This is a genomic window from Dyella sp. ASV21 (assembly GCF_016428975.1).
Classification (GTDB): Bacteria; Pseudomonadota; Gammaproteobacteria; order Xanthomonadales; family Rhodanobacteraceae; genus Dyella.
On sequence record NZ_JAELTT010000066.1, the window covers coordinates 1 to 22,148 of the forward strand.

34 protein-coding genes and 1 pseudogene are annotated in these 22,148 nt (G+C 62.3%); 34 read left to right on the forward strand and 1 reads right to left on the reverse strand.

The genetic code is table 11. The annotated features are described in order from the left end of the window. The 33 genes and pseudogenes from tuf to JHD67_RS17395 all read left to right on the forward strand — a co-directional run. Positions 1-126 (forward strand): annotated as a pseudogene (gene tuf, locus JHD67_RS17235) (elongation factor Tu); the annotation flags it as partial. Between the two features lie 460 nt (positions 127-586). Further along, positions 587-898 (forward strand): 30S ribosomal protein S10, encoded by a 312-nt coding sequence (gene rpsJ, locus JHD67_RS17240; protein WP_014402136.1) that lies wholly within the window; start codon positions 587-589, stop codon positions 896-898. Positions 899-918: 20 nt separating this feature from the next. Beyond that, positions 919-1,560 (forward strand): 50S ribosomal protein L3, encoded by a 642-nt coding sequence (gene rplC, locus JHD67_RS17245; protein WP_109126895.1) that lies wholly within the window; start codon positions 919-921, stop codon positions 1,558-1,560. An 11-nt stretch (positions 1,561-1,571) separates the two neighbouring features. Then, the gene (gene rplD / locus JHD67_RS17250; protein WP_199100435.1) at positions 1,572-2,174 is read left to right on the forward strand and encodes a 50S ribosomal protein L4; all 603 of its coding nucleotides are present in this window, start codon (positions 1,572-1,574) and stop codon (positions 2,172-2,174) included. Then, positions 2,171-2,464 (forward strand): 50S ribosomal protein L23, encoded by a 294-nt coding sequence (gene rplW, locus JHD67_RS17255; protein WP_199100436.1) that lies wholly within the window; start codon positions 2,171-2,173, stop codon positions 2,462-2,464. Before rplD ends, rplW begins: the two co-directional genes overlap by 4 nt. 18 nt (positions 2,465-2,482) lie before the next feature. Then, positions 2,483-3,304, forward strand: coding sequence for a 50S ribosomal protein L2 (rplB, locus tag JHD67_RS17260; protein WP_199100437.1), 822 nt, complete (start codon positions 2,483-2,485; stop codon positions 3,302-3,304). 12 nt (positions 3,305-3,316) lie between these two features. Next, positions 3,317-3,589: a 30S ribosomal protein S19 gene (rpsS, locus tag JHD67_RS17265; RefSeq protein WP_017461870.1), complete on the forward strand. Its 273-nt coding sequence runs from the start codon at positions 3,317-3,319 to the stop codon at positions 3,587-3,589. Next, positions 3,589-3,924 (forward strand): 50S ribosomal protein L22, encoded by a 336-nt coding sequence (gene rplV, locus JHD67_RS17270; protein WP_199100438.1) that lies wholly within the window; start codon positions 3,589-3,591, stop codon positions 3,922-3,924. Before rpsS ends, rplV begins: the two co-directional genes overlap by 1 nt. Before the next feature lie 15 nt (positions 3,925-3,939). Further along, positions 3,940-4,689 carry a 30S ribosomal protein S3 gene (rpsC, locus tag JHD67_RS17275; RefSeq protein WP_199100439.1) on the forward strand — a complete coding sequence of 250 codons (750 nt, stop codon included), beginning with the start codon at positions 3,940-3,942 and terminating at the stop codon, positions 4,687-4,689. An 11-nt stretch (positions 4,690-4,700) separates the two neighbouring features. Next, on the forward strand, positions 4,701-5,114 hold the full coding sequence (gene rplP / locus JHD67_RS17280) for a 50S ribosomal protein L16 (protein WP_199100440.1): 414 nt from the start codon (positions 4,701-4,703) through the stop codon (positions 5,112-5,114). Between the two features lies 1 nt (position 5,115). Then, on the forward strand, positions 5,116-5,301 hold the full coding sequence (rpmC, locus tag JHD67_RS17285; RefSeq protein ID WP_019464891.1) for a 50S ribosomal protein L29: 186 nt from the start codon (positions 5,116-5,118) through the stop codon (positions 5,299-5,301). A 12-nt stretch (positions 5,302-5,313) separates the two neighbouring features. Next, positions 5,314-5,574: a 30S ribosomal protein S17 gene (gene rpsQ, locus JHD67_RS17290; RefSeq protein WP_199100441.1), complete on the forward strand. Its 261-nt coding sequence runs from the start codon at positions 5,314-5,316 to the stop codon at positions 5,572-5,574. A 14-nt stretch (positions 5,575-5,588) separates the two neighbouring features. Further along, on the forward strand, positions 5,589-5,957 hold the full coding sequence (rplN, locus tag JHD67_RS17295) for a 50S ribosomal protein L14 (RefSeq protein WP_038620422.1): 369 nt from the start codon (positions 5,589-5,591) through the stop codon (positions 5,955-5,957). A gap of 14 nt (positions 5,958-5,971) precedes the next feature. Then, complete coding sequence (gene rplX / locus JHD67_RS17300) at positions 5,972-6,286, forward strand: 50S ribosomal protein L24 (RefSeq protein ID WP_199100442.1); 315 nt, start codon at positions 5,972-5,974, stop codon at positions 6,284-6,286. Positions 6,287-6,297: 11 nt separating this feature from the next. After that, complete coding sequence (gene rplE, locus JHD67_RS17305) at positions 6,298-6,837, forward strand: 50S ribosomal protein L5 (RefSeq protein ID WP_131406559.1); 540 nt, start codon at positions 6,298-6,300, stop codon at positions 6,835-6,837. A 16-nt stretch (positions 6,838-6,853) separates the two neighbouring features. After that, the gene (gene rpsN, locus JHD67_RS17310) at positions 6,854-7,159 is read left to right on the forward strand and encodes a 30S ribosomal protein S14 (RefSeq protein WP_199100443.1); all 306 of its coding nucleotides are present in this window, start codon (positions 6,854-6,856) and stop codon (positions 7,157-7,159) included. A gap of 224 nt (positions 7,160-7,383) precedes the next feature. After that, positions 7,384-7,779 (forward strand): 30S ribosomal protein S8, encoded by a 396-nt coding sequence (gene rpsH, locus JHD67_RS17315; RefSeq protein ID WP_199100444.1) that lies wholly within the window; start codon positions 7,384-7,386, stop codon positions 7,777-7,779. A 10-nt stretch (positions 7,780-7,789) separates the two neighbouring features. After that, a complete protein-coding gene (gene rplF / locus JHD67_RS17320) occupies positions 7,790-8,317 on the forward strand; it encodes a 50S ribosomal protein L6 (RefSeq protein WP_199100445.1) in 528 nt (175 codons plus the stop codon). Positions 8,318-8,346: 29 nt separating this feature from the next. Next, entirely contained in the window at positions 8,347-8,700 is a 354-nt protein-coding gene (gene rplR / locus JHD67_RS17325; protein WP_199100446.1) for a 50S ribosomal protein L18, read from the forward strand. A 115-nt stretch (positions 8,701-8,815) separates the two neighbouring features. Then, positions 8,816-9,325, forward strand: coding sequence for a 30S ribosomal protein S5 (rpsE, locus tag JHD67_RS17330; RefSeq protein ID WP_199100447.1), 510 nt, complete (start codon positions 8,816-8,818; stop codon positions 9,323-9,325). Next, a complete protein-coding gene (rpmD, locus tag JHD67_RS17335; RefSeq protein WP_199100448.1) occupies positions 9,318-9,515 on the forward strand; it encodes a 50S ribosomal protein L30 in 198 nt (65 codons plus the stop codon). The genes rpsE and rpmD overlap by 8 nt, the downstream gene beginning before the upstream one ends. A 5-nt stretch (positions 9,516-9,520) precedes the next feature. Next, a complete protein-coding gene (gene rplO / locus JHD67_RS17340) occupies positions 9,521-9,952 on the forward strand; it encodes a 50S ribosomal protein L15 (RefSeq protein WP_199100449.1) in 432 nt (143 codons plus the stop codon). Between the two features lie 4 nt (positions 9,953-9,956). Then, complete coding sequence (gene secY / locus JHD67_RS17345) at positions 9,957-11,282, forward strand: preprotein translocase subunit SecY (protein WP_199100450.1); 1,326 nt, start codon at positions 9,957-9,959, stop codon at positions 11,280-11,282. Between the two features lie 137 nt (positions 11,283-11,419). Continuing rightward, entirely contained in the window at positions 11,420-11,776 is a 357-nt protein-coding gene (gene rpsM, locus JHD67_RS17350; protein WP_199100451.1) for a 30S ribosomal protein S13, read from the forward strand. 12 nt (positions 11,777-11,788) lie between these two features. After that, positions 11,789-12,175, forward strand: coding sequence for a 30S ribosomal protein S11 (gene rpsK / locus JHD67_RS17355; RefSeq protein WP_007513384.1), 387 nt, complete (start codon positions 11,789-11,791; stop codon positions 12,173-12,175). Positions 12,176-12,187: 12 nt separating this feature from the next. Then, a complete protein-coding gene (gene rpsD / locus JHD67_RS17360) occupies positions 12,188-12,814 on the forward strand; it encodes a 30S ribosomal protein S4 (RefSeq protein WP_199100452.1) in 627 nt (208 codons plus the stop codon). Positions 12,815-12,830: 16 nt separating this feature from the next. Further along, positions 12,831-13,829: a DNA-directed RNA polymerase subunit alpha gene (rpoA, locus tag JHD67_RS17365; protein ID WP_038620387.1), complete on the forward strand. Its 999-nt coding sequence runs from the start codon at positions 12,831-12,833 to the stop codon at positions 13,827-13,829. A gap of 201 nt (positions 13,830-14,030) precedes the next feature. Beyond that, complete coding sequence (gene rplQ, locus JHD67_RS17370; protein ID WP_199100453.1) at positions 14,031-14,411, forward strand: 50S ribosomal protein L17; 381 nt, start codon at positions 14,031-14,033, stop codon at positions 14,409-14,411. A 210-nt stretch (positions 14,412-14,621) separates the two neighbouring features. Further along, complete coding sequence (locus JHD67_RS17375) at positions 14,622-15,119, forward strand: disulfide bond formation protein B (RefSeq protein ID WP_199100454.1); 498 nt, start codon at positions 14,622-14,624, stop codon at positions 15,117-15,119. Between the two features lie 27 nt (positions 15,120-15,146). Next, positions 15,147-16,520, forward strand: a complete 1,374-nt coding sequence (locus JHD67_RS17380; protein ID WP_233171997.1) for a 3-deoxy-7-phosphoheptulonate synthase class II — start codon at positions 15,147-15,149, stop codon at positions 16,518-16,520. 228 nt (positions 16,521-16,748) lie between these two features. Then, positions 16,749-18,359: an MASE1 domain-containing protein gene (locus tag JHD67_RS17385; protein ID WP_199100456.1), complete on the forward strand. Its 1,611-nt coding sequence runs from the start codon at positions 16,749-16,751 to the stop codon at positions 18,357-18,359. Between the two features lie 397 nt (positions 18,360-18,756). Then, the gene (locus tag JHD67_RS17390; protein ID WP_233171999.1) at positions 18,757-19,473 is read left to right on the forward strand and encodes a c-type cytochrome; all 717 of its coding nucleotides are present in this window, start codon (positions 18,757-18,759) and stop codon (positions 19,471-19,473) included. Further along, positions 19,470-20,753, forward strand: a complete 1,284-nt coding sequence (locus JHD67_RS17395; RefSeq protein WP_199100458.1) for a cytochrome c — start codon at positions 19,470-19,472, stop codon at positions 20,751-20,753. The genes JHD67_RS17390 and JHD67_RS17395 overlap by 4 nt, the downstream gene beginning before the upstream one ends. On the opposite strand, the gene JHD67_RS17400 is transcribed toward JHD67_RS17395, so the two are convergent. Beyond that, on the reverse strand, positions 20,725-21,708 hold the full coding sequence (locus JHD67_RS17400) for an NAD-dependent epimerase/dehydratase family protein (RefSeq protein WP_199100459.1): 984 nt from the start codon (positions 21,706-21,708) through the stop codon (positions 20,725-20,727). The two genes, JHD67_RS17395 and JHD67_RS17400, sit on opposite strands and share 29 nt — an antisense overlap. A gap of 92 nt (positions 21,709-21,800) precedes the next feature. Here JHD67_RS17400 and JHD67_RS17405 point away from each other — a divergent pair. Then, positions 21,801-22,148: LysR family transcriptional regulator (locus tag JHD67_RS17405; RefSeq protein WP_199100460.1), on the forward strand; the 348-nt coding region annotated here is incomplete at its 3' end.

A 22,148-nucleotide genomic window follows, 5' to 3' on the forward strand; every position in this document is an offset into this window, starting at 1 on the left:
GGCGACAACATTAAGATGGTTGTCACCCTGATCCACCCGATCGCCATGGACGAAGGTCTGCGCTTCGCTATTCGCGAAGGCGGCCGTACCGTCGGCGCCGGCGTGGTGGCCAAGGTCATCAAGTAAGTTGCCAGGTCGCCGCCCTCGGGCGGCGACTGTGGCGGGTTGCTTTTGCTGATCCGCCGGGCTCATTCAGCCAAAGGAAGGTTTAGGACTTTCCTTTGGCTTGAATAGAAGTTATAGTTTAAAACTTGCCTGTCGTCGGTCCATAGAAGGGCCGGCGACCTTACAGCGAAATGAGGCACAGGAAGTGCTTCGAGTTCGCTGGCCTGGATGGCCAATACGCAAGAGAGGGCTTGGGCAACGAAGCGTTACGCTTTGTTGACCTGGCCATTTCGCGTGTTTTATACTTTTATGTCTAGGTGGGCCCGAATTGGGCCTGCCTAGTCTTTTAGGGTCGACTTATACGGCACGCTGTCGCTCGCCGCAGTCGACTTGTAGTACCGCAGCGGCAATGGGTTGTGCGAGCAGGTGAGAAGCCTGCTCGATTCACAGTATTTGTTCTTTCGATAACAGGACACGGTTTATGGCGAACCAAAAGATTCGCATCCGGCTCAAGGCGTTCGATCATCGTCTGATCGACCGTTCGGCCAGCGAAATCGTCGAGACGGCCAAGCGCACTGGCGCTACGGTTCTCGGCCCGATTCCGCTCCCGACCAAGATCGAGCGCTACACCATTCTGGTGTCGCCGCACGTCGACAAAGATGCCCGCGATCAGTACGAAACCCGTACGCACAAGCGCGTGCTGGACATCGTCGACCCCAACGACAAGACCGTGGACGCGCTCATGAAGCTTGATCTCGCCGCTGGCGTAGATGTTCAGATCAAGCTCGGTTGAGCGATAGACAGGATACGAAGATGAGTATCGGACTGGTTGGCCGCAAGTGCGGCATGAGCCGACTCTTCACTGAAGACGGACGCTCGATTCCGGTGACGCTGATTGAAGCGACCCCGAATCGCGTTACGCAGTTGAAGACGGAAGATAACGATGGTTACAGCGCTGTGCAGGTTGCGGCGGGCGTCAAGCGCGCCAGCCTGCTGACCCAGCCGCTGAAGGGTCACTACGCCAAGGCGAAGGTCGAGCCGGGTCGTGGTCTGTGGGAGTTCCGTGTGTCTGCCGATGATCTCGGCAAGTACAGCGTGGGCGCCGAGATCAAGGCCGATGACGTGTTCCAGGTCGGTCAGATCGTTGACGTGGCCGGCGTGTCGAAGGGCAAGGGCTTCCAGGGCACCATCAAGCGCCATAACTTCACCATGGGTGACGCGACCCACGGTAACTCGCTGTCGCATCGCGCGCCGGGTTCTATCGGTCAGCGTCAGACCCCGGGTCGCGTGTTCCCGGGCAAGAAGATGTCGGGCCATATGGGTGCGGTGAACCGCACGCAGCAGGGCCTGGAAGTGGTCAAGGTCGACGCCGAGCGTCATCTGATCGCGGTGAAGGGCGCGGTGCCGGGTGCTACCGGTGGCGACGTCGTCATCCGTCCGACGACCAAGGGTTGAGGAGAGACGCCATGGAATTGAATGTCATTGGCGCCAAGCCGCTCAGCGTGTCGGACGAAGTGTTCGGCGGCGAGTTTAAGCAAGCCCTGATTCATCAGGTGGTTGTGGCCTACCAGGCCGGCGGTCGCGCCGGTACCAAGGCTCAGCTGTCCCGCGGTGAGATGTCGGGTACCACCAAGAAGTTCAAGAAGCAGAAGGGCGGCGGCGCTCGTCACGGCGACTACCGCGCTCCGATCTTCGTGGGCGGTGGTGTCACGTTCGCTGCCAAGCCCCGCAGCTACGAGCAAAAGGTGAACCGCAAGGCTTACCGTGTCGCTCTGCGCTCCATTCTCTCGGAGCTGATCCGTCAGGATCGTCTGAAGGTCGTCGAAAGCTTTGGCATCGACAGCCCCAAGACCAAGGCGATGGTTGCCAAGCTGGCTGAGCTGCAGGTTTCCGGCCGCGTGCTGCTGGTGTCGGAAGACGCCAACGAAGCCACCTTCCTGGCTGCGCGCAACATCCCGTATATCCACGTTGTGGACGTGCTGGCTCTGAACCCGGTCAGCCTGGTCGGTTCGGACCACATCGTCATGACCGTCGATGCGGTGAAGAAGATCGAGGAGTGGCTGGCATGAGCAACGAACGCATCCTGAATACGCTGCGCGCGCCGCACATCTCGGAGAAGGCTGCACGCATCGCTGAGAAGAACCAGTACGTATTCGTGGTCGCCCCCGAGGCAACCAAGGCCGATGTCCGCGCAGCGGTGGAACAGATGTTCGACGTCAAAGTCGAGCAGGTGAACCTCGTCAACGCCAAGGGCAAGGTCAAGTCCTTCCGTTTCCGCACTGGCAATCGCCAGGGCAAGCGCAAGGCCTATGTTCGCCTCGCCGATGGTCAGACCATCGACGTGTCGTCCAAGGCCTGAGCCAGGAGTTGAATTGAGATGGCACTGATCACTCACAAGCCGACCTCCCCCGGACGCCGCGACGCAGTCAGCGTCCGTACCGAGGGTCTGCACAAGGGCGCGCCGTACGCGGCGTTGACCGAGGCAAAGACCAAGAACGGCGGTCGCAATCACTACGGTCGCATCACCGTTCGCCACCAGGGTGGCGGTCATAAGCAGCGTTACCGCATCATCGACTTCAAGCGTGACAAGGAAGGCATTGCCGCCCGCGTCGAGCGCATTGAATACGATCCCAACCGTACCGCACACATCGCGTTGCTCTGCTACGCCGACGGTGAGCGTCGCTACATCATCGCGCCGAAGGGCGTGCAGGTGGGTGACCGTCTCGTGTCGGGCAGCGATGCACCGATCAAGGCCGGCAACAGCCTGCCGCTGCGTGCGATTCCGGTGGGTTCGACCATTCACTGCATCGAAATGAAGCCGGGCAAGGGCGCGCAGATTGCTCGCTCCGCTGGCGCCTCGGTGCAGCTGGTGGCTCGCGAGTCGGGTTACGCCACGCTCCGCCTGCGTTCGGGCGAAATGCGTCGCGTGCCGGTTGATTGCCGCGCCACCATCGGTGAAGTCGGTAACAGCGAGCACAGCCTGAAGAAGCTCGGCAAGGCCGGTGCGAAGCGCTGGCTCGGCATCCGTCCGACTGTTCGCGGTGTTGTCATGAACCCGGTCGACCATCCGCACGGCGGTGGTGAAGGCCGTACCTCTGGTGGCCGTCACCCGGTCAGCCCGTGGGGTACGCCGACCAAGGGCTATAAGACCCGCAACAACAAGCGCACGCAGCAGTTCATCGTGCGTCGTCGCAAGTAATAGGAAACGACTATGCCGCGCTCTCTAAAGAAAGGTCCGTTCGTCGACCTGCACCTCGTAAAGAAGGTGGAAGCCGCCGTTTCCGCCAATAACAAGCGCCCGATCAAGACCTGGTCGCGTCGTTCGATGATTCTCCCGGAGATGGTCGGTTTGACCATCGCCATCCACAATGGCCGTCAGCATGTCCCTGTGCTGGTCAACGAGAACATGGTCGGGCACAAGCTCGGCGAGTTCGCTGTGACCCGCACCTTTAAGGGGCATGGCGGCGACAAGAAGGGCAAGTGATGAGCACTGAAGCCAAAGCGATCCTGCGTAGCGCCCGCATTTCGGCGCAGAAGGCACGCCTGGTAGCTGACCTGGTCCGCGGTATGCCCGTGGGCCGTGCCAGCGACGTGCTCGCATTTACCAACAAGAAGGCTGCGCACATTGTTCGCAAGGTGCTGCTGTCGGCCGTCGCCAATGCCGAGAACAACCTCGGTGCTGACGTCGACGATCTGAAGGTCGCGCGCATTTTCGTGGACGAAGGTCCGGCGATGAAGCGCATGTACGCCCGCGCCAAGGGCCGCGGTTCCCGCATCCTGAAGCGCACGAGCCACATCACTGTGGTCGTTGGCAACTGAGTGAGGACATAAACGATGGGTCATAAAGTTCATCCCACCGGTATCCGCCTCGGCATTGCCAAGGACTGGAACTCGAAGTGGTACGCCAATAAGGGCGAATACGCCCAGTACCTCGCTGCCGATCTTAAGGTTCGCGAGATGCTGCGCAAGAAGCTGGCTCAGGCCGGCATCTCCAAGATCCTCATCGAGCGTCCGGCCAAGACCGCGCGCGTGACGATCCACACCGCCCGTCCGGGCGTGGTGATCGGCAAGAAGGGTGAGGACATCGAGAAGCTGCGCAAGGAAGTTAGCGACCTGATGGGCGTTCCGGCGCACATCAACGTCAGCGAAGTGCGCAAGCCCGAGATTGACGCGCAGCTGGTCGCCGAGTCGATCGCGCAGCAGCTGGAGCGTCGCATCATGTTCCGCCGCGCGATGAAGCGTGCGGTCGGTAACGCGATGCGTCTGGGCGCCCTGGGCATCAAGATCAATGTCTCTGGCCGTCTGAACGGCGCTGAGATTGCTCGTTCCGAATGGAGCCGCGAAGGTCGCGTGCCGCTGCATACGCTGCGTGCCGACATCGATTACGGCACCGCCGAAGCTCATACGACCTACGGCGTCATCGGCATCAAGGTGTGGATCTATAAGGGCGAGGTCTTCGACCTGTCCCAGATCAACCAAGAGTCGAAGGAAGAGCAGGCTCAGCCCCGCCGCGAAGGTGGTGAGGGTCGTCGTGAATCGCGTCGCGAGGGCGGTGAAGGCCGTCGCGAGCGGACGGCGAAGTAAGGAGAGTTGCCATGCTGCAACCTAAGCGAACCAAATACCGTAAGCAGTTCAAGGGCCGTAACGACGGTCTGGCCTTCTCGTCCAACCTCGTCAGCTTTGGCGAGTTTGGTCTCAAGGCCACGACGCATGGCGCGCTGACCGCGCGTCAGATCGAAGCCGGTCGTCGTTGCATCACCCGCTTCGTCAAGCGCGGCGGCAAGCTCTGGATCCGCGTGTATCCGGACAAGCCGATCACCAAAAAGCCCATCGAAGTTCGAATGGGTGCCGGTAAGGGTGGCGTCGAGTACTGGGTCGCCCCGATCCAGCCGGGCCGCATGCTTTATGAAATCGAGGGTATCGACGAGGCAAGCGCACGCGAGGCATTCCGCCTGGCTGCCGCCAAGCTCTCCGTCCAGACCCAATTCGTGACCAGGGCGGTGATGTGATATGGCCATCAAAGATCTGACCAACAAGACGGCCGAAGAGCTGAACAAGCACCTGCTGGACCTTCGCAAGGAGCAGTTCAATCTGCGCATGCAGAAGGGCACCGGCCAGCTCAACCAGCCGCACCAGCTGCGCCGCGTTCGGCGCGACATCGCCCGCACGAAGTTCGTGCTCGGCGGCAAGAAGTAAGGGACGGCCGATATGAGCGACAACCAAAAGCAGACGCGTACCCTCGAAGGTCGTGTCATCAGCAACAAGATGGACAAGACGGTAACGGTCCTGATCGAGCGCCAGGAACAGCATCCGCTGATCGGCAAGATCATCCGCCGTTCCACCAAGCTCCATGCCCAGGATGATCTGGGTGCAAACGAGGGCGACGTGGTCCGCATCGCGGAGTGCCGCCCGCTGTCCAAGACCAAGCATCACCGCGTGGTCGAAATCGTCACGCGCGCTAACGTCTAAGGGAGGGTGCAGACATGATCCAGATGCAAAGCACGCTTTCCGCAGCGGACAATAGCGGCGCTCGCGAACTGATGTGTATCAAGGTGCTCGGCGGCTCCAAGCGCCGTTATGCCGCGATCGGTGACGTGATCAAGGTCACCGTGAAGGATGCCATCCCCCGCGGCAAGGTGAAGAAGGGCGAGGTGTATAACGCTGTGGTGGTGCGTACCGCCAAGGGCGTGCGCCGTCCCGATGGCTCGCTGATCCGTTTCGACGGCAATGCAGCGGTGCTCCTCAACAACAAGCTCGAGCCGATCGGTACCCGTATTTTCGGACCGGTTACCCGCGAGCTGCGCAGCGAGAAGTTCATGAAGATCGTCTCGCTCGCACCCGAAGTGCTCTGAGCGGAGACAAGACCATGAACCGTATCCGCAAGGGTGATCAGGTCCTCGTGATCACCGGCAAGAACAAGGGTCAGCGCGGCGACGTGCTGCGCGTTGAGGGCGACCGCGTGGTCGTCTCCAACGTGAACCTGGTCAAGCGTCACACCAAGCCGAACCCGCAGGCCAACCAGGCTGGCGGTATCGTCGAGCGTGAGGCTTCGATCCACATCTCCAACGTCCAGCTGTTCAACCCCGCTACGAGCAAGGGTGAGCGCGTGGGTGCCAAGACGCTCTCCGATGGGCGCAAGGTCCGCGTGTTCCGTTCGTCCGGCGAAGTTGTGGACGCGTAAGGAATAACGTCATGACCCGCCTTGAAACGTTTTACAAAGACCAGGTAGTCAAGAAGCTCACCGAGCGTTTTGGCTACGAGAACGTGATGCAGGTTCCCCGCATCACCAAGATCACGCTGAACATGGGCGTGGGCGAAGCTGCGGGCAACAAGAAAGTGCTCGAGAACGCCGTGGCCGATATGGCCAAGATCTCCGGCCAGAAGCCGATCCAGACCAAGGCCCGCGTGTCGGTCGCCTCGTTCAAGATCCGCGACGGCTGGCCGATCGGCTGTAAGGTGACCCTGCGTCGTGCCCAGATGTGGGAATTCCTGGATCGCCTGATCAACATTTCGCTGCCCCGTACCCGCGACTTCCGCGGCGTATCGGGTCGCGCCTTCGATGGCCGTGGTAACTACAACTTCGGCATCAAGGAACAGATCATCTTCCCGGAAATCGACTTCGACGCCGTCGACGCGATGCGTGGTATGGATATCTCCATCACCACCACCGCCAAGACCGACGAAGAAGCCAAGGCGCTGCTGGAAGCCTTCAGCTTCCCGTTCCGCAACTAAGAGTCGCGAGAGACACATGGCCAAGACCTCGATGGTTAACCGCGACCTCAAGCGGACCAAGCTCGCCAAGAAGTACGCCGCCAAGCGCGCCGAACTGAAGGCGATCGTGCTGAGCTCCACTGCCTCCTACGAGGAGAAGATGGACGCCCAGACCAAGCTGCAGAAGCTTCCGCGTGATGCCAGCCCGGTGCGTCAGCGCACCCGCTGCGTCCTCACTGGTCGCCCGCGTGCGGTTTACAGCAAGTTCGGCCTCGGCCGTAACAAGCTGCGCGAAGCCACCATGCGTGGCGACGTTCCTGGCCTTCGCAAGGCCAGCTGGTAAGACCCAAACAGGGCAGGGGTAGGCCATGGGCCTGCCCCGGCTCGATGCGGCGGCGGGCCTGAAGCCTGCCGCCGTTGGCGCGATTACGCGCCGCTGTTCGCAAAACTGGAAGAATGCTGCTATAGTCGACGGTCTGCGTTCCGCAGGTCGGCGATTTATGCCGGCACACAACTCAAATTGATTTCCGGTTTTTCGGATATCGGTGCACTCTGAAGGATGTTTTCATGAGCATGACTGATCCCATCGCCGATCTGTTTACGCGCATCCGCAATGCCCAGCTCACGGGCAAGCAGGTCGTAAACATGCCGTCGTCGAAGCTGAAGGTGGCCATCGCCAACCTTCTTAAGAACGAGGGCTATATCCTCGACGCCAAGGCCTCCAATGCGGAAGGCAAGCCGGTGCTCGAGATCAAGCTCAAGTATTTCGAGGGCCGTCCGGCTATCGAAACCATTACCCGTGTCAGCCGCTCCGGCCTCCGCGTTTACCGTGGCAAGGACGAGCTGCCGAAGGTCCTCGGTGGCCTGGGTATCTCGATCATCTCGACTTCCGCCGGTCTGCTGACCGACGCGCAGGCCCGTGCTAAGGGTCTGGGCGGCGAAGTCATCGGCCAGGTCGCATAAGGAGCCGACGATGTCACGCGTAGCCAAGAAACCCATTACTCTGCCCAAGGGCGTTGAGATCAACTCCAGCGCCAATGGCATCACCGTCAAGGGCCCGAAGGGCACCCTGGCGACCCACGCTCTGCCGGGCGCTTCCGTGTCCATCGACAACGGCGTGGCGAACATCGTTGTGGCCGAGGGCGCCGAGGACAAGTTCGGCGGCACCCTGCGCGCGCTGCTGGCCAACATGGTCAAGGGCGTGTCCGACGGTTACGAGCGCAAGCTCGAGCTCGTCGGCGTGGGCTACCGTGCCTCGATGGCCGGCAAGTCGCTGAACATCGCCCTGGGCTTCTCCCATCCGGTCGTGTTTGAAGCGCCGGAAGGCATCACCATCGAAACCCCGACGCAGACTGAAATCCTGATCAAGGGTTCGGACAAGCAGCGCGTGGGTGAGGTGGCCGCCAAGATCCGCGGCTTCCGTCCGCCGGAACCCTACAAGGGTAAGGGCGTGCGCTACTCCGGCGAGAAGATCACCCTGAAGGAAGCCAAGAAGGCTTAATCGCCTATCCGCTTCCTGGAGAGAACACGATGAACAAGAACGAATCCCGCCTGCGTCGCGCCAAGGCTACTCGCGCCCACATCCGCAAGCTCGCCGTCGCCCGTCTGTCGGTGCATCGCACCGGTCAGCACCTGTACGCTCAGGTGTTCGACGCCACCGGCCAGACCGTGGTGGCTGCCGCCTCCACGGTGCAGAAGTCGGTTGCGGAAGGCCTGAAGGGCACCAAGAACCTGACCGCGGCCGCTGCTGTCGGTAAGGCTGTGGCTGAGCGCGCGCTGGCTGCCGGTATCGAGTCCGTGGCGTTCGATCGCTCGGGCTTCCGTTACCACGGTCGCATCAAGGCGCTGGCCGACGCGGCCCGCGAAGCCGGCCTGAAGTTCTAAGCCGGTTGGCATCGGATGCCAGGTTCGCCTGGCATTCGGTGTATGTAGTACCCACAACTCCAAGCGGCCCAGCCGCAAGCAAAAGTCCCGGTTCGCCGGGCATACGGAAAAGAACATGTCTTCTACCGATCGCGAAAATTCGGACGGCCTGCTCGAAAAGCTGATTGCCGTCAACCGCGTGGCCAAGACCGTGAAGGGTGGCCGCCAGATGAGCTTCACCGCGCTGACCGTGGTCGGCGACGGCGAAGGTCGCGTGGGCTTCGGTTATGGCAAGGCGCGCGAAGTGCCGGTTGCCATCTCCAAGGCCATGGACCGCGCCCGCCGCAACATGGTGAACATCGACCTGAACAACGGCACCCTGTGGTACGCCATCAAGGCCAACCACGGCGCAGCCCGCGTGTTCATGCAGCCGGCCTCTGAAGGTACCGGCGTCATCGCTGGCGGCGCCATGCGCGCTGTGCTGGAAGTGGTGGGCGTGAAGAACGTGCTGGCCAAGGCCGTTGGTTCACGTAACCCGATCAACCTGGTCCGCGCGACCATCAAGGGCCTGCAGGCCGTTGCCTCGCCGAAGCAGATCGCTGCCAAGCGCGGTAAGACCGTGGAAGAGGTGCTGGGTCATGGCTAAGAACAACGAAACCACCGCCACCGTGCGCGTGCGCCTGGTCAAGGGCCTGCGCGGTGTGCAGAGCCGTCATCGTCTGAGCGTCCAGGCGCTCGGTCTGAGCAAGCTCAATGACGTCCGTGAGTTGAAGGACAGCCCGCAGGTGCGTGGCCTCATCAACACGGTCTACTACCTGGTCCGGGTCGAGGAGTAAGCATCATGCGTCTTAATGACATCAAGCCGGCCGCCGGTGCCCGCAAGACCCGCCTTCGCGTGGGTCGTGGTATCGGTTCGGGCCTGGGCAAGACCGCTGGTCGCGGTCACAAGGGTCAGCACGCTCGCGCGGGTGGCACCCACAAGTTCGGTTTCGAAGGCGGTCAGATGCCGCTGCAGCGCCGCCTGCCGAAGGTTGGCTTCCGTTCGCTGAAGAAGGCCGAGAGCCAGGAAGTGTTCCTGTATCAGCTGGCTACCCTGAAGGCCGACGTGATCGACGCGATCGTCCTGCACCAGGCCGGTCTGATCGACAGCCGCGCCAAGAAGGTGAAGGTGGTCGCCAAGGGCGAAATCGGCCGTGCCGTGAAGCTGTCGGGCGTGCTGGCTACGGCCGGTGCCAAGGCAGCGATCGAAGCTGCCGGCGGCAGCGTGGAGTAATCACGTGGCGTCAGCCCAGGGCACATCGCTCGGATCGCTCGGCAAGCTGACGGAACTGCGTCAGCGCATCTTCTTCGTGATTGGTGCGCTGATCGTTTTCCGTCTCGGTTCCTTCATCCCGGTTCCCGGTGTCAATCCGGAAGCCATGACGAACCTCATCGAGCAGGGCGGCGGCCTGATGAACATGTTCAACATGTTCTCGGGTGGCTCGCTGGCACGCTTCTCGGTGTTTGCACTCGGCGTGGTTCCGTACATCTCTGCATCCATCGTGGTGCAGATGATGGGCGCGGTGATCCCGAGTCTGCAGGCGCTGCGCAAGGAAGGTGAGGCCGGTCGTCGCAAGATGACTACTTACACCCGCTTTGGCACCGTCGGACTGGCGGCATTCCAGGCGTTCGGCATTGCAGTGGCTTTGCAGAAGCAGGTTGCGGCAGGCGGCGCTCCGGTGGTTTACACGCCGGGTATGGGCTTTGTCATGGCATCGATCGTCGGCCTCACCGCCGGCACGATGTTCCTGATGTGGCTGGGCGAGCAGATTACGGAGCGTGGTATCGGCAACGGTATTTCGCTGCTGATCTTCGCTGGTATCGTGGCGGGTCTGCCGGGCGCTGTGGCGCACACGCTGACCATGGCCAGCAATGGCGAGCTCTCCGTGATCAAGATGATCATGGTGGTGGGTCTGATCCTTGCTGTGACGGCGTTCGTGGTCTTCATGGAGCGCGCCCAGCGGCGCATTACCGTGAATTACGCGCGACGTTCCGGCGGGCAGCGGGCCTACATGAACCAGACCTCGCACTTGCCCCTGAAGATCAACATGGCGGGCGTCATTCCGCCGATCTTCGCCTCGAGTCTGTTGATGTTTCCCGCCACCGCGGCGACCTGGTTCAGTGCCGGTCACCAGTCGCGTTGGCTGACGGAACTGACCCAGGCACTGACCCCGGGTGAGCCGCTGTATGACATTGTCTTCGCGGTGCTGGTGATCACTTTCGCATTCTTCTACACGGCGATCGTGTTCAACTCCCAGGAGACGGCGGACAACCTCAAGCGCTCCGGCGCCTTGATTCCGGGCATCCGCCCGGGCCGCTCAACGGCTGACTACATCGACAACGTCATGACCCGTCTTACCGGTGTCGGCGCGCTGTATCTGGTGTTGGTCTGCCTTGTTCCATCGTTTATGCAAAAGGCTTGGCATGTCCCGTTCTACTTCGGCGGCACCTCTCTGCTGATCGTCGTGGTCGTGGTGATGGATTTCACTGCTCAGGTGCAAGCGCATCTGGTCAGTCACCAGTATGAAAGCCTGCTCAAGAAGGCCAACCTCCGCCGCAACTGATGGCTGCTGGGGTGGTAGGAAGTTGGTCTAAATCGGAGGGCGGCGGCACCCCTGGTGCCGCAAGGCTTTCCTGTTGGGTTAATTACGGTTAGAATTGCGCGTTTACCGCGCACGAAACGCATCGGAGAAAGTACATCATGGCGCGCATCGCGGGTGTCAATTTGCCGGTCCAGAAGCATGTCTGGGTTGGCCTGCAGAGCATTTATGGCATCGGCCGCAGCCGGGCCAAGAAGGTCTGCGCGGACGCTGGTGTGGTTCCCACCACGCCGATCAAGTCCCTCAGTGAGGGCGAGGTGGAGAAGATCCGCCACGAAATCAGCAAGTACGTGGTTGAGGGTGACCTCCGCCGTGAAGTCGGTATTGCAATCAAGCGCCTTATGGATCTGGGTTGCTACCGCGGTCTGCGCCACCGTCGTGGCCTGCCGGTGCGCGGCCAGCGCACGCGTACCAACGCACGCACCCGTAAGGGTCCGCGTCGCGCGATCAAGAAGTAACGGATTCCGAACATGGCCAAGCCTGTCAAGACCAAGAAGAAGATCAAGCGCGTTGTCACGGATGCCGTGGCACACGTGCAAGCCTCCTTCAATAACACCATCGTCACGATCACTGATCGCCAGGGCAATGCCCTGTCGTGGGCGACTGCCGGCGGCGCGGGTTTCCGCGGCTCGCGTAAGTCGACCCCGTTTGCAGCTCAGGTTGCCGCCGAAAAGGCCGGCCGCGCTGCAGGCGATTACGGCGTGAAGACCGTTGAAGTCCGCATCAAGGGCCCGGGTCCGGGTCGTGAGTCGGCCGTGCGTTCGCTGAACGCCCTCGGTTACAAGGTTCTCAACATCATCGACGTCACGCCGATTCCGCATAACGGCTGCCGTCCCCCGAAGAAGCGTCGAGTCTAAAGGAGCATACCCATGGCCCGTTATCGTGGAGCTACCTGCAAACTCGCTCGCCGCGAGGGTGCAGATCTCAGTCTGAAAAGCCCGGCGCGCGCTATCGATTCGAAGTGCAAGCTGGAAAACAAGCCCGGTCAGCATGGCGCTAACAAGCGCATGCGCATGTCGGACTATGCGCTGCAGCTGCGTGAAAAGCAGAAGGTCAAGCGCATCTACGGTGTGCTCGAGCGTCAGTTCAGCAACTACTACGCCAAGGCGTCGACCCTCAAGGGCAACACCGGCGAAAATCTGCTGCGCTTGCTCGAAAGCCGTCTGGACAACGTGGTTTACCGCATGGGTTTCGCGGTTACCCGCGCCCAGGCCCGTCAGCTGGTCAGCCACAAGGCTGTTCTGGTCAACGGCAAGAAGGTGAACATCCCGTCGTACCAGGTTCGCTCCGGCGACGTGGTCGCACTGACCGAGCGTGCTCGCACCCAGCTGCGCGTGCAGGAAGCTGCAACCGTGTTCGACACCATGGACCTTCGTCCGCAGTGGGTCGAAGTGGACAGCAAGAAGTTCGAAGGTACGTTCAAGGCGATGCCGGACCGCGGCGACCTGCCGACCGACATCAACGAGAGCCTGATCGTCGAGCTCTACTCGAAGTAATCAACCGGAGCCCTGCATGGCAGTTTCGTCAACTAGCGTGCTGCGGCCTCGCGGCCTCAGCGTCGAGCAGCTTGGACCCAACCGCGCGAAGGTGGTGGTCGAGCCGCTCGAGCGTGGCTTCGGCCACACCCTGGGCAACGCGCTGCGCCGCGTGCTGCTCTCCTCGATCCCTGGCTCCGCCATCGTCGAGGTGGAAATTGATGGCGTGCTGCACGAGTACACCACGCTTGAGGGTTTGCAGGAGGACGTGATCGAAGTCCTGCTCAACCTCAAGGATGTGGCGATTCGTCAGCATTCGGGTGACGAAGTCACCCTCACCCTGTCCAAGAAGGGCAAGGGCGTAGTCACCGCCGGCGATATCGCCGTCGACCACTCGGTGGAAATCATTAACCCCGAGCACGTGATCTGCCACCTGACCAAGGACATCGCGCTCAACATGCGCTTGAAGGTGCGTCGCGGCGTCGGCTACCAGCCGGCCAGCGCGCGCCAGCACCCGGACGACGAAGCACGTCCGATCGGTCGCCTGCAGCTCGACGCGTCGTTCGCGCCGGTGTTGCGTGTGGCCTATGAGGTGGACGCCGCTCGTGTCGAGCAGCGCACCAACCTCGATAAGCTGGTGCTGGACATCGAAACCAATGGCACCATCGGTGCGGAAGACGCAGTTCGCAAGGCTGCCGAAATCCTCAATGACCAGCTGTCGGTATTCGGTGACTTCTCCCGCCGCGAAAGCGCGACGGATAAGGCAGAGAAGGGCGGTTTCGACCCGCTGCTGCTGCGTCCGATCGATGACCTGGAGCTCACGGTGCGTTCGGCAAACTGCCTGAAGGCCGAGAGCATCTACTACATCGGTGACCTGGTGCAGAAGACCGAGGTTGAGCTGCTTAAGACCCCGAATCTGGGTAAGAAGTCGCTCACCGAGATCAAGGATGTGCTGGGCGGTCGTGGTCTTGCCCTGGGCATGAAGCTGGAAAACTGGCCGCCGCCGGGTCTGTCGCACGGTATGCAGCTGGGTTAAGCGTTTCGGCGGTCACGTGACCGCCAGCGCTGAAAGTGTCGTGGCGGGAGTGCCAAGTGCTCCCGCCAAGCGCCTAAAGGCGGTCTTTGAGATCGCCCTCTAATAAGAGGCCTCGTTTCCAAGGGCCTTCACAGCGGGTAACCGCGGGAAGCCGATCCTTTTGGTCGTCTTTTCATAACAACAGACTAGAGAGTTTTAGCCATGCGCCACCAGAAATCCGGTCGCAAGCTCAACCGCACGAGCAGCCATCGCGAAGCCATGTTCAAGAACATGGCTGCGTCGCTGATCAAGCACGAGCTTATCCGTACCACCCTGCCGAAGGCCAAGGAACTTCGTCGCGTCGCCGAGCCGCTCATCACGCTCGCCAAGACCGACGGCGTTGCCAACCGCCGCCTTGCTTTTGCGCGTCTGCGCGACAAGCAGGCCGTGGGCAAGCTCTTCGTTGAGCTGGGCCCCCGTTACCGCGAGCGTCCCGGCGGTTACCTGCGTATCCTCAAGTGCGGCTTCCGCCCGGGCGACAACGCTCCGATGGCGTACGTCGAGCTGGTCGATCGTCCCAGCGTCGAGGCTGCCGCCGAGTAATCGGTAGCACCAAGCGTTATACGGAACCCTGGCAGGGAAACTTGCCGGGGTTTTCGTTTTCTGGGGAAGGCGAATCGTACGCGTGGTGGCAGCGCCACGCGCGCCGGGCAAACGGGAGGGCTCTGGGGCTTTCTTAGGTCGGGGGGCAGGGCTGACAGGGAGGGGGTAAGCGGGTAATGTCGCCCTCTCGCAACGCAAGCCCCAGGCGCCATGAATCCTTTTCGCTGGTCGTACCGTACCGCCTATCTCGCTGGTTTCGGCCTTTGTGTGGCCCTTCTGGCCTACGCGCTCTATGCCGAACACGTGCTTGGCATGGTTCCGTGTCCGTTGTGCATCTTCCAGCGCATCGCTTTCATGATCATGGGAGTGTTTTTCCTGCTTGGCGGCCTGCATGCGCCGCGGGGTGGCACGCGGTGGCTGTATGCCGGCGGGGTGCTGATCGGTGCGCTGGGGGGAATCGCCACCGCTGGTCGTCATTTGTGGCTGCAGACGCTACCGCCCGATGATATCCCCGCTTGTGGTCCCAACCTTGGTTACATGATGGATACGTTCCCGTTCGCCAAGGTGCTAAAGATGGTATTCACCGGTTCGGGCGAATGCGCCAAGGTCGAGCCGGTATTTGGCTTGCCGATGCCGGCCTGGACGCTGGCGTGGTTTCTGCTGCTGGCGGTTCTCGTTGTCTGGACCACCGCGCGCAAGCGCGCCTGAGTAGATCCCTTAGTGATGTCCCACATCATGCCGATATCGTCCACCACACCGCCTTCCTCCGAGAACTGGGCGCCCGGGAGCTGGCAGCAGCGTCAGGCCTTGCAGCAGCCCCTTTATGAGGACGCCGCTGAGTTGGCCCGTGCCACGGGTCAGCTGTCTGGCCTGCCGCCGCTAGTGACCTCCTGGGAGGTGCTGGCGCTTAAGCAGGCCTTGGCGGAGGCGCAGGAGGGCAAGCGCTTCCTTCTTCAAGGCGGCGACTGTGCGGAAAGCTTTGCCGATTGCACCAGTCCGATCATTTCGAACCGTCTGAAAGTTCTGCTGCAGATGAGTCTGGTGCTGGTACACGGACTCAAGAAACCGGTGCTACGCGTGGGCCGCTTCGCCGGCCAGTATGCCAAGCCGCGTTCGACCGATACCGAGACACGCGATGGTTTGACGCTGCCGAGCTTTCGTGGCGATCTGGTCAATAGTCCGGAGTTTACGTCGGAGGCTCGCCGGGCTGATCCGCAGCGTTTGATTCAGGCTCATGCGCACTCGGCGCTGACCATGAATTTCGTGCGGGCACTCATCGATGGCGGCTTCGCGGACTTGCATCACCCCGAGTACTGGGATCTTGCCTGGGTAGAGCATTCGCCGCTGGCTGCCGAATACCGACGCATGGTGGCGGCGATTGGCGACTCGCTTCGCTTCATGGAAACCCTGGCTGGCCCTATTGCGGGGTTTTCGCGCGTGGACTTCTTCACCTCGCACGAGGCGTTGCTGTTGCACTACGAGGAGGCGTTGACGCGCCAGGTGCCTCGTCACCAGGGCTGGTTCAACCTGTCCACGCATTTTCCCTGGATTGGCATGCGCACGGCGGCGCTGGACGGTGCGCACGTGGAGTACTTCCGAGGCATCCGTAATCCTGTTGCGGTCAAGGTAGGGCCCTCGGTAAAGCCGGAGCAGTTGCTGCCGCTGATCGACGCGCTTAATCCCGAGGACGAGCCCGGTCGCCTGACCCTGATTCACCGCATGGGTAACGCCCAGATCGGTAGCGCGCTGCCGCCGTTGCTGGATGCCGTGAAGCGGGCGGGGCGTCGCGTGCTCTGGGTGGCGGACCCGATGCATGGCAACACTGAGGCCACCTCCAACGGTTACAAGACGCGCCGTTTCGACAATATTCGCGGCGAGCTCGATCAGGCATTCGATATCCATGCCGCCGCGGGCACCCGTTTGGGTGGTGTGCATTTGGAATTGACCGGCGAGGACGTGACCGAGTGCATGGGCGGTGCCCGTGACCTGAACGAGGCGGACCTGGATCGCGCCTATAAGTCCATGGTCGATCCGCGCCTCAATTACGAGCAATCGCTGGAATTGGCGATGCTGATCGTGCGTAAGTCTGCAGGTGCTGCTGGCATTTGAAGTGGCTGAGGCGGCCGGGTGTCAAGTGAATTAGTCACGCAATCACTTGAGGCTTTTTCCTGCGAAAATGTGCGAGTAATGGATGTGTTGCCGTAGGCTTTTGCCTTCGGCAATGCCACCTCGACATTTCCCATAGGGGCTTGGCAAGACGCGATGGTCGCAACAACGACAGATAGGCGGGGCGCGGCAGGAGGGCAAGGGCTGCGCGGCGCGTGGGCTCACGTTGCCGTGGCGGTGGCTTATGCGGCCTGCTATCTCCTGTTGCGGCAGGTCACGGTATCCCATTGGAATCTCACGACGGGCCTGCGGGTGGCATGCATGCTGCTGGTGCCCACCCGCTATTGGCCAACCCTGATCGTCGGAGAAGTCTTGCCCCTAGCCTATGCAGGCTGGTCCCATCATGACCAGTTCGGCGTGGTTTGGGCATGCGCGATGTCTGTGCCGCCCACCTTGCTGGGGGCGCCGTTCTTCGCGTGGTGTCGGCGGCACATCTCGGTTTTCCGCGCGGCTCGCATCGACATGGCGGCAGTGCTCTTATTCGTGCTGTTGGGCGCGGTCATCGCTGCGCTGGCCAACTGTGGCGCGCTCGCGCTGATGCAGTTGCCACCCGGCCAAATCGCGCCCCAGGTGACCCTGCCTATCTCGCTCAACTATTTGCTGGGTAGCTTCCTGGGCGGGTTGACGGTGGTGCCTGTATTCATGGCGTTGTGGGCTTGGGCGCCCCGGCGCTTTGCCGACGTCGTGGCGGGCGCGCGCAGCGCGTTTCTGCTTCATCTGCTCACAGGCGTGCTGCCGGCGCTGCTCGTGCTCACCTGGATCGCGCTTAACATTCATAACGCGGACATTGTGGAAGTCGCTCGCATGGCGATGTTCCTGCCGGTGGCGTGGATGACCTTGCGGCATGGGTGGCAGGGCGCCGCGGCGGCGGGCACGTTGGCCAGTATCGCCGTGCAGATGACCGAAACCATCTTGCGCGAACCTTCGTTGATCCAGGCGCAGTCGCTGATCGCATTTGCGGTGTCGAGCCTCCTTATGCTGGGCGCGCGCACGGTTTCGAGCGCTGTGCCTTCGGTTGCTGACGGTGCTCGGGCTGTCGACGACGCGTGGCGAGGATTCCAGTTGGCGCAACAGGGTCTCTACCAGGAGGAGCAGCGCCTGCGTCACGTGGCCGAGACCCTTGAGCGTCTGGGCCAGAACGTACGTGACGGCCAACAGCGCATGCTCGATCGCCTGCGTCCGATGCTGCCTGAGAACATGGATCACACCTACGCGCGCCATCTCGACTTTACCCAGCGCGAAATGCATCGCCTCGCCAATGCACTGCATCCGCGGTCGTGGCGCGAGCATGGCTTGGCGGCGACCTTCGTGGATGGGCCTTTGGCACAGGCCGCCGCGATGGTGGGCGCGCGCTACCGCTGCGACCTGAGTGGCGCCGGACTGGCCCAGTTGGCGCCCGGGGTACACATGATGCTGTATCGCCAGGCTTGCGAGGTGCTGGTGTATCTATTGGCGCGCGAGCCGCTGCGTGCCGTGCGCCTGCAGATTCGCGGAGGCTGTACGCGTGGCCGTCGTTGGGTGGTGTTGCGCGTGGTCGCCGAGCGCTCAGCACCGGCCCACCGCGGCAAGTCCGTGCCGGAGTGGCGGCAAGTGGTGTCGTTGCTGGGTACCCATGGCCAGGGTATGGCGACTATTCGTGAGCGAACGCAGATCTACGGTGGCGTAGTTCATGAGCGGGAGACAGCCCATAGCCTCAGCGTTGCTCTGTTGCTGCACGATGCTTTGAACTCGGATGCGGTCATCGCGCCCGAGGTCCGGTTCGCCCGTCCTCTCTCGGCCTGAGGTCACGTTCGGCGCATTGCGTGCTGTGCCGGCCCGGTCGAGTTGGCGGATACATTGCAAGCATTGCGATTCAAGCGCCTCGCTGATCGTGGTCCCGGCATGCATGCGCTGCTGCGTAGTGCTCGCGGTATAGGGTCGTCGTCGCCGGCATGGTCGAGCAGCGGCGAGCAGCGATCTGGGCTGCAAAGCGCCATGGCGCGAGCAGGCGTCAACTCCTCCGGACATAGGTCTGCGGCATGATGTCGCAAAAATGGGTCGGGTGGAGACTGCTCGTCGTGCGACCGATGGCGATGCCTATAATCGAATGCACGTCGCGGCCGCGACGGCGGGCATCGGCGCGTCATTACGCGCAGCAGGGAACACTATGAAAGGGCTTTCAGCGAAGTGGTCGCGGTGCATGTTAGTCCTCGCCGTCTTGGTCGCAGGGGCGGGCATCGGTAATGCGCGAGCGCAAGCGGCCGTACATCCCGTGATTCCCGACACCTTGCAGCAGCGTATCGCCGCCTGCACGGCGTGCCATGGCGCGCATGGCGAAGGCACGCCGGAAAGCGGCTTCTTTCCGCGTCTGGCTGGCAAGCCCGCTGGCTATCTGGCACGTCAGTTGAAGGATTTTCAGGACGGTCTGCGTAAGTACGCGCCTATGGAATACACGGTGCGCCAGCTCAGCCCCGAGTACCTGCAAGAGATTGCCGATTACTTTGCCGCGCAAGAGGTGCCCTATGTGCATTCGCCCATGCCGCGACTTGCTCCCGGCGCGCTCAAGCGGGGCGAGCAGTTGGTGACGCAGGGTGATCCGGCACGCCAGATTCCGCCTTGTTCGGCCTGCCACGGCACTCAGCTTACCGGCGTGCAGCCGGATATCCCGGGGCTGGTGGGCTTGCCTTATGACTACATCAGCTCGCAGCTCGGTTCCTGGCGCACAAAGACGCGTGCCACGGTGTCGCCTGATTGCATGGCCCTCATCGCCAACCGCTTGAGCGACTCGGACATCAGTGCGGTGTCTGCGTGGTTGGCGGGTCGTGAATGGCCGGCGGACATGCATGCCCAAGCGCCAGGAACGGTCACGCCACCGTTGCATTGTGGTGTGCTGGGCAAGCAGGGAGATGGCGCATGAAGCGCGCGATAGTGGCTGTTGCGGCGGTGCTGCTACTGCTGGGTGGTTGGTGGTTTCTGCGCGGTGTAGGGCATGCGCCGATATCGCCATCGGCAAGTAAGGTGGAAGCGGCAACGCTCAAGGACCCGACACTGATCGCTCGCGGCGAATACCTGGCGACCGTGGGCGATTGCGCTTCCTGCCATACCACGCAGGGCGGTGCGCGCTACGCCGGTGGTCGTGTGCTCGCTACGCCGTTCGGCAATGTGCCCGCACCCAACCTCACGCCCGATCGCGACACGGGTCTGGGTGAATGGAGTTTCGAGGATTTCTGGCAAGCCCTGCACAGCGGCATCGGTCGACACGGCGAACTGTTGTATCCGGTGTTTTCGTACACATCGTTCACCAAGGTGACACACGACGACGCGTTGGCGATCTTCGCTTACCTGCAGTCGTTGCCGCCGGTGCATCAGCCATCCAAACCGCTGGGGCTGGATTTCCCCTATAGCGTGCGCAACGGGCTCAAGGCATGGCGAGCGTTGTACTTCCGCGAAGGCACCTACCAAGCCGACGCCAACCGGTCGGCCGAATGGAATCGAGGCGCGTATTTGGTGCAGGGGCTGGGGCACTGCAACGAATGCCATGCGCCTCGCGATGCACTGGGCGGCTCGCAGAGCAATCCGGCGCTGGTGGGCGGGCAGATCCCCGCACAGAACTGGTATGCGCCTGACCTGAGCATGCAGGCCAATGGCGGTCTTGCCGGCTGGAGTCAGCAGGACATCGTCGCGCTGCTCAAGACCGGGCAATCGTCGCGCGGCACCGCGTTTGGCCCGATGGCCGAAGTCGTGGCGCAAAGCACGCAGCACATGCATGAGGATGATCTGCGCGCCATCGCTATTTATTTGCAATCGTTGCCGCCGCGCGCGGCGCCCAAGGCCGATAGCTCGCCGCTGGATACCAAGACCGTGCTCGTGCGCGGCGCGCAGGTCTATGTCGAGCGCTGTGCCGATTGCCACGGCAAGGACGGCAACGGCGTGGCGGGCATCTATCCACCGCTTAGCGGGAACTCCTCGGTGAACGAACCCACCGGCATCAATGCGATTCGCGTCGTGCTGCTGGGAGGTTTCCCGCCGGTCACCGCGGGAAATCCGAGGCCATACTCCATGCCGCCGTTCGCTCAGCAGTTAAGCGACAGCGACGTGGCGGCGGTGGTCACCTACATTCGCCGTTCGTGGTCCAACCAGGCGTCGCCGATTCTCGAGCGGGATGTGATCAAGTACCGGCATACGCCGATCGATTGACCGGAGTCAGGCTGCCCAGGCTTTCCAGCGTGGTGCGCAAAGCCTGCTCCAAGGGGCTGTAAAGGGTGCCCCCCAGAAAGGCGGCGAGCTGGCGGTCGTCCAGGCGAATCGGCGCGCGCCACAGGTAGCGCATGCGGCACAATTCGCGCAGCGTCTCGTTGAAGGGCGCGGCCAGTTGTGCGAGCCACCAGGGAAAGCGTGCTGCGCGGATCGAGGAATCCGCCGTCACGCGGCGCAGGGCCGCCAGCAACTCGTGTCCATTGAGCCAGTAGCCGCCAAAGTGGAAGGTCTGGAACGGGGCGAGTTCGTCTGCGCGATCGAGCAGTCGCGCCAGGGTTTCCCCGACATCCGGCAGATAGGCCCAACTGTGGCCTAGCGCGTAGTCGCCTGGATAGGTGAGCCGTTGCACCGGCGAGCCCGCGCGGATCAGCCCTTGCGCCAGCCAGTTGTTGGCCGCGTGCGGCCCGAAGAAGTCCCCGCAACGCAAGATGAGGCTTCGCACGCCCTGTGTGGCAGCCGCCTGCAGGCGATGTTCCATCTCCGCGCGGATCTCACCCTTGCGGGTGATTGGGTGCTGGGGCGAGCGCTCGGTGAGGTCGGGGAAGGCGTCTGGGCCGTAGTTGTAGATCGTGCCGGGCAGCACGATGCGTGCATCGCAGGCGCGAGCCGCCGCGATGGTGTTCTCCAGCATGGGCAGCACCGTTCCCTCCCAGTTCTTGTAGCCCGGCGGGTTGACGGCGTGCACGATCAGCTCGGTGCCGACGGCGGCTTGAAGTACATCGGCGGCTCGCATGGCGTCGCCCATCAGCCACATTAGCCCGTCTTGTTCGGGCGTGTCCGTCGGCCGGCGCGCCAGCGCACGCACCTGCCAGCCGTGGCGGCGCAGGGCGACGCAGGTTTCATGGCCGATGCCGCCTTGGGCGCCGATCACCAGTGCCACGCGCGTGGTGTTCATGGTTATCTCCTTGGGAAGGGTGGCGACCAGCTTGCGGTTCGTGCGGCTAAATGAAAATTCCATAAGGCTGTAGATCTGTTATACAAATATGCATGGCCAACCTCGATCCCGGCTGGGAGCTCTATCGGTCCTTTCTTGCGGTCATGCGTGATGGCAGCCTGTCGGCCGCTGCACGCGCGCTGGGGATGACCCAGCCCAGCCTGGGTCGACACATGCGCGAGCTGGAGGCCAGCCTGGGCGCGGCGTTGTTCACCCGTTCGCCCCAAGGCCTGGCGCCTACCGCATTGGCTCGGGAGCTGTTGCCGCACGCTAAGGCCATGGCTTCGGCCTCGGCTGCGCTGCAGCGTGCGGCGTCGGCGGGGCGGGATGCCATCGAGGGTACGGTGCGTCTGAGTGCCAGTGAGGTGATCGGGGTAGAAGTGCTGCCGCCGCTGCTTGCT

Bases quoted from the DNA above. Each gene is read 5' to 3' on its own strand.
- JHD67_RS17375 (WP_199100454.1), top strand. From the start codon at position 14,622: ATGAATCCTTTTCGCTGGTCGTACCGTACCGCCTATCTCGCTGGTTTC.
- rplW (WP_199100436.1), top strand. From the start codon at position 2,171: ATGAGCAACGAACGCATCCTGAATACGCTGCGCGCGCCGCACATCTCG.
- rplF (WP_199100445.1), top strand. From the start codon at position 7,790: ATGTCACGCGTAGCCAAGAAACCCATTACTCTGCCCAAGGGCGTTGAG.
- rplR (WP_199100446.1), top strand. From the start codon at position 8,347: ATGAACAAGAACGAATCCCGCCTGCGTCGCGCCAAGGCTACTCGCGCC.
- rpmD (WP_199100448.1), top strand. From the start codon at position 9,318: ATGGCTAAGAACAACGAAACCACCGCCACCGTGCGCGTGCGCCTGGTC.
- rpsK (WP_007513384.1), top strand. From the start codon at position 11,789: ATGGCCAAGCCTGTCAAGACCAAGAAGAAGATCAAGCGCGTTGTCACG.
- rplN (WP_038620422.1), top strand. From the start codon at position 5,589: ATGATCCAGATGCAAAGCACGCTTTCCGCAGCGGACAATAGCGGCGCT.
- rplC (WP_109126895.1), top strand. From the start codon at position 919: ATGAGTATCGGACTGGTTGGCCGCAAGTGCGGCATGAGCCGACTCTTC.
- JHD67_RS17400 (WP_199100459.1), bottom strand. From the start codon at position 21,708: ATGAACACCACGCGCGTGGCACTGGTGATCGGCGCCCAAGGCGGCATC.
- rpsE (WP_199100447.1), top strand. From the start codon at position 8,816: ATGTCTTCTACCGATCGCGAAAATTCGGACGGCCTGCTCGAAAAGCTG.
- rpsS (WP_017461870.1), top strand. From the start codon at position 3,317: ATGCCGCGCTCTCTAAAGAAAGGTCCGTTCGTCGACCTGCACCTCGTA.
- rplV (WP_199100438.1), top strand. From the start codon at position 3,589: ATGAGCACTGAAGCCAAAGCGATCCTGCGTAGCGCCCGCATTTCGGCG.
- rplX (WP_199100442.1), top strand. From the start codon at position 5,972: ATGAACCGTATCCGCAAGGGTGATCAGGTCCTCGTGATCACCGGCAAG.
- rpsC (WP_199100439.1), top strand. From the start codon at position 3,940: ATGGGTCATAAAGTTCATCCCACCGGTATCCGCCTCGGCATTGCCAAG.
- rplO (WP_199100449.1), top strand. From the start codon at position 9,521: ATGCGTCTTAATGACATCAAGCCGGCCGCCGGTGCCCGCAAGACCCGC.
- rpsN (WP_199100443.1), top strand. From the start codon at position 6,854: ATGGCCAAGACCTCGATGGTTAACCGCGACCTCAAGCGGACCAAGCTC.
- rplP (WP_199100440.1), top strand. From the start codon at position 4,701: ATGCTGCAACCTAAGCGAACCAAATACCGTAAGCAGTTCAAGGGCCGT.
- rpsQ (WP_199100441.1), top strand. From the start codon at position 5,314: ATGAGCGACAACCAAAAGCAGACGCGTACCCTCGAAGGTCGTGTCATC.
- rplE (WP_131406559.1), top strand. From the start codon at position 6,298: ATGACCCGCCTTGAAACGTTTTACAAAGACCAGGTAGTCAAGAAGCTC.
- rpoA (WP_038620387.1), top strand. From the start codon at position 12,831: ATGGCAGTTTCGTCAACTAGCGTGCTGCGGCCTCGCGGCCTCAGCGTC.
- rpsJ (WP_014402136.1), top strand. From the start codon at position 587: ATGGCGAACCAAAAGATTCGCATCCGGCTCAAGGCGTTCGATCATCGT.
- rpsH (WP_199100444.1), top strand. From the start codon at position 7,384: ATGAGCATGACTGATCCCATCGCCGATCTGTTTACGCGCATCCGCAAT.
- rplD (WP_199100435.1), top strand. From the start codon at position 1,572: ATGGAATTGAATGTCATTGGCGCCAAGCCGCTCAGCGTGTCGGACGAA.
- JHD67_RS17380 (WP_233171997.1), top strand. From the start codon at position 15,147: ATGCCGATATCGTCCACCACACCGCCTTCCTCCGAGAACTGGGCGCCC.
- JHD67_RS17390 (WP_233171999.1), top strand. From the start codon at position 18,757: ATGTTAGTCCTCGCCGTCTTGGTCGCAGGGGCGGGCATCGGTAATGCG.
- rpsD (WP_199100452.1), top strand. From the start codon at position 12,188: ATGGCCCGTTATCGTGGAGCTACCTGCAAACTCGCTCGCCGCGAGGGT.
- JHD67_RS17395 (WP_199100458.1), top strand. From the start codon at position 19,470: ATGAAGCGCGCGATAGTGGCTGTTGCGGCGGTGCTGCTACTGCTGGGT.
- rplB (WP_199100437.1), top strand. From the start codon at position 2,483: ATGGCACTGATCACTCACAAGCCGACCTCCCCCGGACGCCGCGACGCA.
- rpmC (WP_019464891.1), top strand. From the start codon at position 5,116: ATGGCCATCAAAGATCTGACCAACAAGACGGCCGAAGAGCTGAACAAG.
- rpsM (WP_199100451.1), top strand. From the start codon at position 11,420: ATGGCGCGCATCGCGGGTGTCAATTTGCCGGTCCAGAAGCATGTCTGG.
- rplQ (WP_199100453.1), top strand. From the start codon at position 14,031: ATGCGCCACCAGAAATCCGGTCGCAAGCTCAACCGCACGAGCAGCCAT.